General features: G+C 70.0%; 10 protein-coding genes. 2 read left to right on the plus strand and 8 right to left on the minus strand.

The features are described 5' to 3' along the window. Window positions 1-320 precede the first annotated feature (320 nt). Both ABT041_RS37630 and dapA read right to left on the minus strand, forming a co-directional pair. Window positions 321-2,006, minus strand: coding sequence for a ribonuclease J (locus ABT041_RS37630; protein WP_351193299.1), 1,686 nt, complete (start codon window positions 2,004-2,006; stop codon window positions 321-323). Between the two features lie 100 nt (window positions 2,007-2,106). Next, a complete protein-coding gene (gene dapA / locus ABT041_RS37635; RefSeq protein ID WP_351193302.1) occupies window positions 2,107-3,006 on the minus strand; it encodes a 4-hydroxy-tetrahydrodipicolinate synthase in 900 nt (299 codons plus the stop codon). Window positions 3,007-3,342: 336 nt separating this feature from the next. On the opposite strand from dapA, the gene ABT041_RS37640 reads away from it, so the two are divergent. After that, the gene (locus ABT041_RS37640) at window positions 3,343-3,582 is read left to right on the plus strand and encodes a hypothetical protein (protein WP_351193305.1); all 240 of its coding nucleotides are present in this window, start codon (window positions 3,343-3,345) and stop codon (window positions 3,580-3,582) included. A 54-nt stretch (window positions 3,583-3,636) separates the two neighbouring features. Beyond that, the gene (locus ABT041_RS37645; RefSeq protein WP_351193307.1) at window positions 3,637-4,197 is read left to right on the plus strand and encodes an SCO5741 family PH domain-containing membrane protein; all 561 of its coding nucleotides are present in this window, start codon (window positions 3,637-3,639) and stop codon (window positions 4,195-4,197) included. On the opposite strand, the gene ABT041_RS37650 is transcribed toward ABT041_RS37645, so the two are convergent. The 6 genes from ABT041_RS37650 to eccD form a co-directional block, all read right to left on the minus strand. Beyond that, the gene (locus ABT041_RS37650) at window positions 4,187-4,639 is read right to left on the minus strand and encodes a hypothetical protein (protein WP_351193310.1); all 453 of its coding nucleotides are present in this window, start codon (window positions 4,637-4,639) and stop codon (window positions 4,187-4,189) included. The two genes, ABT041_RS37645 and ABT041_RS37650, sit on opposite strands and share 11 nt — an antisense overlap. 5 nt (window positions 4,640-4,644) lie before the next feature. Then, complete coding sequence (gene dapB, locus ABT041_RS37655; RefSeq protein WP_351193313.1) at window positions 4,645-5,397, minus strand: 4-hydroxy-tetrahydrodipicolinate reductase; 753 nt, start codon at window positions 5,395-5,397, stop codon at window positions 4,645-4,647. Window positions 5,398-5,422: 25 nt separating this feature from the next. Then, entirely contained in the window at window positions 5,423-6,802 is a 1,380-nt protein-coding gene (locus ABT041_RS37660; RefSeq protein ID WP_351193316.1) for a M16 family metallopeptidase, read from the minus strand. Continuing rightward, complete coding sequence (locus tag ABT041_RS37665; RefSeq protein WP_351193318.1) at window positions 6,799-9,018, minus strand: polyribonucleotide nucleotidyltransferase; 2,220 nt, start codon at window positions 9,016-9,018, stop codon at window positions 6,799-6,801. Before ABT041_RS37665 ends, ABT041_RS37660 begins: the two co-directional genes overlap by 4 nt. 284 nt (window positions 9,019-9,302) lie before the next feature. Further along, window positions 9,303-9,593, minus strand: coding sequence for a 30S ribosomal protein S15 (gene rpsO / locus ABT041_RS37670; RefSeq protein ID WP_015036567.1), 291 nt, complete (start codon window positions 9,591-9,593; stop codon window positions 9,303-9,305). Between the two features lie 193 nt (window positions 9,594-9,786). After that, a complete protein-coding gene (gene eccD / locus ABT041_RS37675; RefSeq protein WP_351193322.1) occupies window positions 9,787-11,259 on the minus strand; it encodes a type VII secretion integral membrane protein EccD in 1,473 nt (490 codons plus the stop codon). Window positions 11,260-11,409: the final 150 nt, after the last annotated feature.

The raw sequence follows: 11,409 nt of genomic DNA on the forward strand, positions 1-11,409 counted from the left end.
GCACGCTGTTGAGTTCTCAAGGTGCGGACGCTTCCTTCGTTCCTGTTTCCAGGCCCTCCGGGCGCTTCCTTCGTTTCCGACTCTATCAGATCTTTTCGATCCGATTTCCTCGGTGCTTTCCGGTCTCGAATTTGTGTTTCTTCGAGGCCTTCCGGCGCGTTCCGACTTTATCAGAAGTTCTGAGTCGGATTTCCCGCCTCCCGGTTCATGCTCCGGGCGCACGTCGGCGCCGGGCACTTCCCGATCTGGCGGAGCCGTAAACGTACTGGAGCGGGGCGCCCCGATGCAAATCGAGGGGCCCCGCTCCCGTGACGCGCTGGTCAGACCTCCACGACGACCGGGAGGATCATCGGCCGGCGGCGGTAGGTGTCGGAGACCCACTTGCCGACGGTGCGGCGGATCAGCTGCTGGAGCTGGTGGGGTTCGACGACGCCGTCCTGGGCCGACTTGTTGAGGGCCGCGTCGATCTTCGGGATCACCGCGTCGAAGGCGGAGTCCTCGATGCCGGAGCCCCGGGCGTGGATGTTCGGGCCGCCCACGATCTTGCCGGTGGAGGAGTCGACCACCAGGAAGACCGAGATGATGCCCTCCTCGCCGAGGATGCGGCGGTCCTTGAGGGAGGTCTCGGTGACGTCGCCGACCGAGAGGCCGTCCACGTACACATAGCCCGCCTGGACCTTGCCGGTGATGCGGGCGCGGCCGTCGACCAGGTCGACGACGACGCCGTCCTCGGCGATGACGATGTGGTCCTTGGGGATGCCCGTCATCGCGCCGAGCTCGGCGTTGGCGCGCAGGTGGCGCCATTCGCCGTGGACCGGCATGAGGTTCTTCGGCTTGCAGATGTTGTAGAAGTACAGCAGCTCGCCGGCCGAGGCGTGGCCCGAGACGTGGACCTTGGCGTTGCCCTTGTGGACCACGTTCGCGCCCCAGCGGGTCAGGCCGTTGATCACGCGGTAGACCGCGTTCTCGTTGCCCGGGATGAGGGAGGACGCGAGGATCACCGTGTCGCCGGGGACGATGCGGATCTGGTGGTCGCGGTTGGCCATGCGGGACAGGGCCGCCATCGGCTCGCCCTGGGAACCCGTACAGACCAGCACGACCTCGTCGTCCGGCAGGTCGTCGAGGGTCTTCACGTCCACGACGAGGCCGGCCGGGACCCGGAGGTAGCCCAGGTCGCGGGCGATGCCCATGTTGCGGACCATCGAGCGGCCGACGAAGGCGACCCGGCGGCCGTACTCGTGGGCGGCGTCGATGATCTGCTGGATGCGGTGCACGTGGCTGGCGAAGCTGGCCACGATGATGCGCTTCGGGGCGTTCGCGAAGACGTTCCGCAGGACGTTCGAGATGTCCCGCTCCGGCGGGACGAAGCCCGGGACCTCGGCGTTCGTCGAGTCGGACAGCAGGAGGTCGATGCCCTCCTCGCTGAGCCGCGCGAAGGCGTGGAGGTCGGTCAGGCGGCCGTCCATCGGGAGCTGGTCCATCTTGAAGTCGCCGGTGGCGACGGCCATGCCCGCGGGGGTGCGGATGGCGACGGCCAGGGCGTCCGGGATGGAGTGGTTGACCGCGACGAACTCGCAGTCGAAGGGGCCCAGCTGCTCGCGGTCGCCCTCCTTCACCTCGAGGGTGTAGGGGCGGATGCGGTGCTCCTGGAGCTTCGCCTCGATGAGGGCGAGGGTCAGCTTGGAGCCGATGAGCGGGATGTCCGGCTTCAGCCGGAGCAGGTACGGGACGGCGCCGATGTGGTCCTCGTGCCCGTGCGTGAGCACGATGCCCTCGATGTCGTCGAGGCGGTCCCGGATGATGGTGAAGTCCGGCAGGATCAGGTCGACGCCGGGCTGCTCCTCCTCGGGGAAGAGGACGCCGCAGTCGACGATCAGCAGACGGCCGTCGAACTCGAAGACCGTCATGTTGCGGCCGATCTCACCGAGGCCGCCGAGCGGGATGACGCGCAGGCCGCCCTTGGGCAGCTTCGGCGGGGCGCCGAGTTCAGGATGCGGATGACTCAAAAGACTCTCCTCACCATGCGCGCCACGTACCGGTCGGGCACGTGGCGCGCATGACAATCGTGCACTTGCTGTTGTCAGTGTTCAGTTGTGAAGTCTGTTGTCAGAGTTCTACCCCGCCGGCGGCCAGGTCGACCTTGAGCTGGGCCGTCTCCTCCGGGGAGAGCTCGACGAGCGGCGGGCGCAGCGGGCCGGCCGGGAGGCCCTGGAGGGCGAGGGCGGCCTTGGTGGTCATGACGCCCTGGGTGCGGAACATGCCGGTGTAGACCGGGAGCAGCTTCTGGTGGATCTCGGTGGCCTTCTGGACCTCGCCGCCGAGGTGGGCGTCGAGGAGGGCGCGGAGCTCCGGGGTGACGAGGTGGCCGACGACGGAGACGAAGCCGCAGGCGCCGACGGAGAGCAGCGGCAGGTTGAGCATGTCGTCGCCGGAGTACCAGGCGAGGCCGGAGCGGGCGATGGCCCAGCTGGCGCGGCCGAGGTCGCCCTTGGCGTCCTTGTTGGCGACGATGCGCGGGTGCTCGGCGAGGCGGACGATCGTCTCGGTGTCGATCGGGACGCCGCTGCGGCCGGGGATGTCGTAGAGCATCACGGGGAGGCCGGTGGCGTCGGCGATGGCCGAGAAGTGCCGGTACAGGCCCTCCTGCGGGGGCTTGTTGTAGTACGGCGTGACGGCGAGGAGGCCGTGTGCGCCGTCGCGCTCGGCGGTGCGGGCCAGTTCGATGGAGTGGTGGGTGTCGTTGGTGCCGATGCCGGCGACGACGTGGGCGCGGTCGCCGACCGCCTCCAGTACCGCTCGTACGAGGTCCGATTTCTCCGCGTCGCTGGTGGTCGGGGACTCGCCGGTGGTGCCGTTGATGACGAGGCCGTCGTTGCCCGCGTCCACCAGGTGGGTGGCGAGTCGCTGGGCGCCGTCGAGGTCGAGTGCGCCGTCCGCCGTGAAGGGCGTGACCATGGCGGTGAGGACCCGCCCGAAGGGGGTCTGCGGAGTGGAGATCGGAGCCATGGGTAACACGCTACTCGCTGCTCAGCGCCTGGTGTCCCCTAGGGGGACAGGAGAAAGGGAGCCCGGCGCTGCCTGCTCGGGGGTTCAGGCAGCGCCGGGTCCGTTTGATCAGCCTAGATGAACTTCGTGAAACGTCGCAATACGGACACTTCGCATCGTGTGTTCGGACATGTGTGCCGTACGGGACTGCACAGTCGTCCAACACTGCGCCCGACCTCCTCGACCGCGTCCTACTGGAGGATGAGATACGGCCGCTTTGATGAAAAAGGGCACCAAAACGTCTCTTCCGTCGTCTGTACCTGTGACCCATGACGACAAATGAGGAGAGTGGCTCTGATGTTCCGCCGGCGAGAGGCCGTACCGTTCGCGTTCGTCGCGGAGGCCGACCACTTCCGCAGTAACGTCACTCCACCGCCCCGGGAGCGCCTCAGCGCCTCTCAGATCGTGGGCCGCAGCCTGCTCGGCCTGACCGTCGTGGCCGGCCTCGTCGGCTCCCTGATCTTCGGGATGCCCTCGCTCCAGTCGGGTGACTCGGCCACTCGTCAGCAGCAGTCCGAGGCCTCCGACAACCGCTGAGGTAGCCTCACCGGGCACTGCCCCTTCGAGCGTGCTTGTGAGTGAGGACCTGTCGTGCCCCTGCCCTTTCTGACGGCCGACCGTGCTTTTGACACGACCGACCAAGTCGCCCTGCCGTTCGACGACCACGACCAGTGGCGTCGTCCTTACCGGCCGGGCTCGTGGCGGGTGGGGGCGGCGGCGCTCGCGCTGCTGCTCGCCTCGTTCGTGCTGCTCGCTGCCGTGATCATCGCGGTGGCCGGAGCCTTCGGCGGCGCGAGCGTCACGCTCGGCATCGCCGCGCTCGTCATCGTGGCCGCGCTGCGGGCGCTGCGCATGGGCACCTGGGTGAGCCGCGCCGGCGTGCGCCGCGTGGGCTTCCTCTCGACGGTGACCGTGCCCTGGGCCAAGGTGACCTCCGTACGCACCGCCCAGCAGCCGGTCCGCTGGCTCGGACTCCCCCGTACCGTCCAGGGTCAGGCCCTGGTGCTCGACCGGCAGGGTGGTGAGCAGCTGCTGCTGCTCACCGACCACAACGCCGACTTCCTCTCCCGTGTCGAGGCCTTCGACCGGGCGGCGGACACGATCGAGGCCTGGAACGCCGAGTACGGCACGGCGCCGGCCGCTACGCGCTGACCGGACGCCCCTCGTGGAGCGCGATGGCCCGCTGCATCGCCTTGCGCGCCCGGGGGGTGTCCCGGGCGTCGTGGTAGGCCACCGCGAGCCGGAACCAGCAGCGCCAGTCCTCCGGTGAGTCCTCCGTCTCGGCCTTGCGCCGGGCGAAGACCTCGTCGGCCGAGTCCCGCAGGATCCGGCCGCCCTCGGTGCGCCGCAGCTCGTCGACGGGCAGGCCGCCCTCGGCCTCCAGCTCCGCGGCCAGGCGGTTGGCCCGGCGCGCGAAGCTGGTGTTCTTCCAGAGGAACCAGCCGCCGACGGCGGGCAGCAGGAACGCCACGGCGCCCATGCCCATGGCGGCCGGCTCGCCCGTCAGGAGGAGCAGGACGCCCTCCATCGCCACCACGCCGAAGACCAGGACGAGGACGGTGGCCAGGAAGACGTACGTGATCTTTCCGCCCATGGCCGTCAGCCCAGGTCCAGGAAGTGCTCCAGGCCGAAGGTGAGGCCCGGGGCGGTGGTCACGCGGCGGGCTCCCAGCAGGATGCCCGGCATGAAGCTGGAGTGGTGCAGGGAGTCGTGCCGGACGGTGAGGGTCTCGCCCTCGCCGCCGAGCAGCACCTCCTGGTGGGCCAGCAGGCCCCGGAGGCGTACGGCGTGGACGGGGACGCCGTCGACGTTCGCCCCGCGCGCGCCGTCGAGGGCGGTGGTCGTGGCGTCGGGCTGCGGGGCGCAGCCTGCCTTCGACCGGGCCTCGGCGATCAGCTGGGCGGTGCGGGTGGCGGTGCCGGAGGGGGCGTCCACCTTGTTCGGGTGGTGCAGTTCGACGACCTCGACCGACTCGAAGTACGGGGCCGCGATCTGCGCGAACTTCATGGTGAGGACCGCGCCGATGGAGAAGTTCGGCGCGATGAGGACGCCGGTCTCCGGGGAGGCGGCGAGCCAGCCCTTCAGCTGCGCGAGGCGCTCCTCGGTCCAGCCGGTGGTGCCGACCACCGCGTGGATGCCGTGGCCCACGCAGAAGTCGAGGTTCTCCATGACCGAGTCGGGGGTCGTCAGCTCGACGACGACCTGGGCGCCCGTCTCGGTGAGCGTCTCCAGGCTGTCGCCGCGGCCGAGGGCCGCGACCAGTTCCATGTCCTCGGCGGCCTCGACGGCCCTGACCGCCTCGGAGCCGATGCGGCCCTTGGCTCCGAGGACCGCCACGCGCAGCTTGCTCATTGCTCTTCCTTAGGGGACTTGGGGATCAGGAGACCGCGTGGTGGAGGCGGTCCGCCTGCTTGTCCTTCAGCGGGCCGATCACCGACAGCGAGGGCCGCTGCTCCAGTACATCGCGTGCGACCTCGCGGACCTCGTCCGGGGTGACCGCCGCGATCCGGGTCAGCATGTCGTCGACCGACATCTGGGTGCCCCAGCACAGCTCGCTCTTGCCGATGCGGTTCATCAGCGCGCCGGTGTCCTCCAGGCCGAGCACGGTCGAGCCGGAGAGCTGCCCGACGGCGCGGGTGATCTCCTCGTCCGTGAGGCCGTCGGAGGCGACCTTGTCGAGCTCGTCCCGGCAGATCTTCAGGACGTCGTGGACCTGGCTGGGCCGGCAGCCCGCGTACACCCCGAAGAGGCCGCAGTCGGCGAAGCCCGAGGTGTACGAGTACACGCTGTAGGCCAGGCCGCGCTTCTCGCGGACCTCCTGGAACAGGCGGGAGGACATGCCGCCGCCGAGGGCGGTGTTCAGCACGCCGAGGGCCCAGCGGCGCTCGTCGGTTCGGGCCAGGCCCGGCATGCCGAGGACCACGTGGGCCTGCTCCGTCTTGCGGTTGAGGAGCTCGACGCGGCCCGCCGTACGGATGGTCCGGGAGCCCTCGCGGGGGGTGACGGGGACGGCGTCGGTACGGGTCAGGGCGCCGGCCTTCTCGAAGGCGCGGCGGACCTGGCGCACCACCGTGGCGTGGTCGACGTTGCCCGCGCAGGCGACGACCAGGTGGGTCGGGTCGTAGTGCTTCTTGTAGAAGCGGGCGATCTGGCCGCGGCTGAGCGCGTTGATCGTGTCGACGGTGCCGAGGACCGGGCGGCCCAGCGGGGTGTCGCCGAACATCGTCTGCGCGAACAGCTCGTGCACGACGTCACCGGGGTCGTCCTCGGTCATCGCGATCTCTTCGAGGATGACGCCGCGCTCGGCGTCCACGTCCTCGTCGAGGATGAGCGAGTCGGTGAGCATGTCGCAGACGACGTCGATCGCCAGGGGCAGGTCGGTGTCCAGGACCCGGGCGTAGTAGCAGGTGTACTCCTTCGCCGTGAAGGCGTTCATCTCGCCGCCGACCGCGTCGATCGCGGCGGAGATGTCGAGGGCGGACCGCTTGTGGGTGCCCTTGAAGAGGAGGTGCTCCAGGTAGTGGGTCGCGCCGTTGAGCGTCGGGGTCTCGTCGCGGGAGCCGACGTGCGCCCAGATGCCGAAGGTGGCGGAGCGCACGGAGGGGAGGGTCTCGGTGACGATCCGCAGGCCGCCGGGGAGGGTCGTGCGGCGGACCGTGCCGATGCCGTCCTTGCCCGGGAGAAGCGTTTGGGTACGGGCGACGGCCCGCCCCTCCGAAGAGGGGCGGGCCGTCGCGCGGGAACTACGGGACGTCACTTGGCAGCGTCGTCCTTGTCACCCTCGGCGCCGTCCTCGTCCGCGATCACGGGGATCAGGGAGAGCTTGCCGCGCTGGTCGATCTCGGCGATCTCGACCTGGACCTTGGAGCCGATCGCGAGCACGTCCTCGACGTTCTCCACGCGCTTGCCACCGGCGAGCTTGCGGATCTGCGAGATGTGCAGCAGGCCGTCCTTGCCCGGGAGCAGGGAGACGAAGGCACCGAAGGTGGTGGTCTTGACGACCGTACCCAGGTAGCGCTCGCCGACCTCCGGCATGGTCGGGTTGGCGATGCCGTTGATCGTGGCGCGGGCGGCCTCGGCGGCCGGGCCGTCGGCGGCACCGATGTAGATGGTGCCGTCGTCCTCGATCGTGATCTCGGCGCCGGTGTCCTCCTGGATCTGGTTGATCATCTTGCCCTTGGGGCCGATGACCTCACCGATCTTGTCCACGGGGATCTTGACGGTGATGATCCGCGGGGCGTTCGGGGACATCTCGTCCGGCGTGTCGATCGCTTCCATCATCACGTCGAGGATGTGGAGGCGGGCGTCGCGGGCCTGCTTGAGGGCCGCGGCCAGGACGGAGGCCGGGATGCCGTCCAGCTTGGTGTCGAGCTGGAGGGCGGTGACGAACTCCTTCGTACCGGCGACCTTGAAGTCCATGTCGCCGAAGGCGTCCTCCGCACCGAGGATGTCGGTGAGGGCGACGTAGTGCGTCTGGCCGTCGATCTCCTCGGAGATCAGACCCATGGCGATACCGGCGACGGGGGCCTTCAGCGGCACACCGGCGTTCAGCAGCGACATGGTGGAGGCGCAGACCGAGCCCATGGACGTCGAACCGTTGGAGCCGAGGGCCTCGGACACCTGGCGGATCGCGTAGGGGAACTCCTCGCGGGTCGGGAGGACCGGCACGAGGGCGCGCTCGGCGAGGGCGCCGTGGCCGATCTCGCGGCGCTTGGGCGAGCCCACGCGGCCGGTCTCGCCGACGGAGTACGGCGGGAAGTTGTAGTTGTGCATGTAGCGCTTGCGGGTCACCGGGGAGAGGGTGTCCAGCTGCTGCTCCATGCGGAGCATGTTGAGGGTGGTGACGCCCAGGATCTGGGTCTCGCCACGCTCGAACAGGGCGGAGCCGTGCACGCGCGGGATGGCCTCGACCTCGGCGGCGAGCGTACGGATGTCCGTGATGCCGCGGCCGTCGATGCGGACCTTGTCCTTGATGATCCGCTCGCGGACCAGCTTCTTGGTCAGCGCGCGGTAGGCGCCCGAGATCTCCTTCTCGCGGCCCTCGAAGGCCGGGAGGAGCTTCTCGGCGGCGATCTCCTTGATGCGGTCGAGCTCGGTCTCGCGCTCCTGCTTGCCGGCGATGGTGAGCGCCTGGGCGAGCTCGTCCTTGACGGCGGAGGTGAGCGCCTCCAGGACGTCGTCCTGGTAGTCGAGGTAGACCGGGAACTCGCCGGTGGGCTTGGCGGCCTTGGCGGCGAGGTCGGACTGGGCCTTGCAGAGGACCTTGATGAAGGGCTTCGCGGCCTCGAGACCGGCGGCGACGACCTCCTCGGTCGGCGCCTCGGCGCCGCCCTTGACCAGCTGGATGGTCTTCTCGGTGGCCTCGGCCTCGACCATCATGATCGCGACGTCGCCGTCCTCGAGGACGCGACCGGCGACGACCATGTCGAAGACGGCGTCCTCGAGCTCGGTGTGCGTCGGGAACGCGACCCACTGGCCCTTGATCAGGGCGACACGGGTGCCGCCGATCGGGCCGGAGAAGGGCAGGCCGGCCAGCTGCGTGGAGCAGGAGGCGGCGTTGATCGCGACCACGTCGTACAGGTGGTCGGGGTTGAGCGCCATGATCGTCTCGACGATCTGGATCTCGTTGCGCAGGCCCTTCTTGAAGGAGGGGCGCAGCGGGCGGTCGATCAGACGACAGGTGAGGACGGCGTCCTCGGAGGGACGGCCCTCACGGCGGAAGAAGGAGCCGGGGATCTTGCCGGCCGCGTACATCCGCTCCTCGACGTCCACCGTCAGGGGGAAGAAGTCGAGCTGGTCCTTGGGGCGCTTCGAGGCGGTGGTCGCGGAGAGGACCATCGTGTCGTCGTCCAGGTAGGCGACGGCGGAGCCGGCGGCCTGCTTGGCCAGACGGCCGGTCTCGAAGCGGATGGTGCGGGTACCGAAGGCGCCGTTGTCGATGACGGCCTCGGCGTAGTGGGTCTCGTTCTCCACTATGGGTTTCTCCTACGTGTTCGTCTTTGCGTCCTTCGGCCCGTGTGGCCGGGGACGGTGTGCGACGGGGCGGAGAAGCTCGCCTTTGGGTGCGGGCCGGTCTTCGATCGAAGCACCCGGGGATTCGTTTCCGGGGGCCACTACCGAGGACCGGCGGCTGGCCGGCGGCTTCACGCTCGTCGTATGGGGTTGTGCGACCAGACTAAGTGCCGATGCGCACTTTGTGCACGTACAGCAAAGGGAGCGGCCCCCTGAAAGTGGGAACCGCTCCCTTCACGGCGTGCTTACTTGGCGCCGCCGGCCGCACCGCGGCGGATGCCGAGGCGGTCGACCAGCGTACGGAAGCGCTGGATGTCCTTCTTCGCCAGGTACTGCAGCAGGCGGCGGCGCTGGCCGACCAGGATCAGCAGACCACGGCGGGAGTGGTGGTCGTGCTTGTGCTGCTTGAGGTGCTCGGTCAGGTCCGAGATGCGGCGGGACAGCATCGCGACCTGGACCTCGGGGGAGCCGGTGTCGCCCTCCTTGGTGCCGAACTCGGCCATGATCTGCTTCTTGACAGCGGCGTCGAGAGCCACGCGGATCTCCTCTAGGTGTTCGTGCGCCCGTGAGTGCCCCTGGTCTGTTTCTCAGGGGAAGCTTCCGTGACTCGACGGGCGAAGGTCCGATGGGCGCTGCTTCCAGAGGCTTCCGAGTGATCTCGGGTGCTTTCCGGGAGCGCGTACACAAACGGCCGTCACACAGCGTACCAGCTCGCCGGAGCGGGCCCCCTCATTTGCTGGTGAGGGAGCGGACCCGGGTGAAGACGTCGAGGACGGCGAGGGCGAGCGGGACGAGGGAGAGCAGGACGAAGCCCTCGGCCAGGTCGAGGAGCCGGCCCCAGAAGGGCGAGAGGCCCTTCTTCGGGATGATCAGGCCGATAGCGGTGATCAGCGCGGCGCCCGCGGCGACGGCGGCGGTGAGCCAGATCGTACGGATGTCGAGGCCGCCGCGGTCCCCGTACATGAGGAGGTCCTTGACGAGGTCGGCCGGCGGGTTGAGGGAGAGGCCAAGGACGAGCAGCGCGATGGCGGCGATGCCGGCGACGAGGACGCAGGCGACCTGCGAGGTGTACCGGAAGAGGCGGGCGCGCAGCAGCATCGCGAGGCCGGAGGCGAGGGCGAGGAGCTGGCCCCAGACGTTCCCGGCGAAGCCGAGGACGGCGGCGGTGCCGACGAGTACGGCCGCGCAGCCGCCGACCAGGCCGAGGAGCATCTCGTGGCCGCGGCGGGCCTGGAGCGCGATGCGCTCGCCGTCGACGGGCTGCGCCTCCTCGCCCTGCTGCGGGTCGCCGAGGAACTCGTCGTCGGCGGCGCTGCGCGGGGCGGCGTAGCCGATGGGGAGGCGGGCGAAGCGGGCGGAGAGGCCGGGCAGGAAGGCGACGAGTCCGATGGCGACGGGGGCGCAGGCGGCGGCCGCCTCGGTGGCGCTGGCCTCCGTGAGGATCATCAGGAAGGTGGCGAGGGTGCCGACGCCGGCGAGGAAGGTGGCGGCCACGAAGGGGGCGTCGCCGCTGGGGGTGAGCGCGACGAGGGCCACGGAGGCGACGAGGACGGTGACGCAGCCGAGCAGGAACTGCAGACGGCCGGGGCCCTGGCCGGCGTCGGCGGCGATGATGCCGGAGCCGGCGATGAGGAGCAGCGGCAGGGCGCCGAGGCCCAGGGCGACGGCGGTCGCCCGGTCCGCGTAGACGCGGGCGCGGACGCCGGCGAAGGCGGTGAGGAGGAGGCCGGCGGCGCCCGCGATGATCCCGGGGAGGCTGTGCATGTCGTGGCGGACCGGGTCGGCGAACCAGAGCACGAAGCCCATGAGGACGAGGAGCAGCACTCCGCCGACGAGTCCGGCGCCGCGCAGCAGCTCGTCGCTCCACAGGTGCCGGTCGCGGGTGACGGCGGAGGCGACGGCGTCCGAGACGTCGTCGTAGACGGCCGGCGGGAGGGACTGGGCGAAGGGGCGCAGCGAGAGCACCTCTCCGTCGAGGACCTGCTGGGCGGCGAGGGTGCGGGCGCCGTCGAGGACCGATCCGTCGCGGCGGACCAGGTGGTAGCCGGTCGGGGTGCCGGCCGCCTGGGTCTGGCCGGTGAGGCGCAGGATCTCCGGGTAGACGTCGGCGACGGCGATGTCCTCGGGGAGCGCGACGTCGATGCGGCTGTCCGGCGCCACGACGGTGACGCGGCAGAAGCCGGTCGCTGCGGTCGTACTCACGTGTGTGGACCCCCTGATTCGCGGTTGCGCCCGTCGTATTCGCGGTTGCGCCCGTTCTGATTCGCGGTTGCGCACGATGCGCGCGCCACCCTACCGGGGACGGAGGGTGGGGGCTGCAAGTAGGATCGCCGTCCCATGGGGGAAGTCCGC

Origin of the sequence: Streptomyces sp. NPDC002825, assembly GCF_040295385.1 — a bacterium.
GTDB lineage: Bacteria > Actinomycetota > Actinomycetes > Streptomycetales > Streptomycetaceae > Streptomyces.

What these genes read in the sequence shown, in the direction of transcription:
- ABT041_RS37640 (WP_351193305.1), top strand. Translation starts at nt 3,343, where the DNA reads ATGTTCCGCCGGCGAGAGGCCGTACCGTTCGCGTTCGTCGCGGAGGCC.
- dapB (WP_351193313.1), bottom strand. Translation starts at nt 5,397, where the DNA reads ATGAGCAAGCTGCGCGTGGCGGTCCTCGGAGCCAAGGGCCGCATCGGC.
- dapA (WP_351193302.1), bottom strand. Translation starts at nt 3,006, where the DNA reads ATGGCTCCGATCTCCACTCCGCAGACCCCCTTCGGGCGGGTCCTCACC.
- ABT041_RS37650 (WP_351193310.1), bottom strand. Translation starts at nt 4,639, where the DNA reads ATGGGCGGAAAGATCACGTACGTCTTCCTGGCCACCGTCCTCGTCCTG.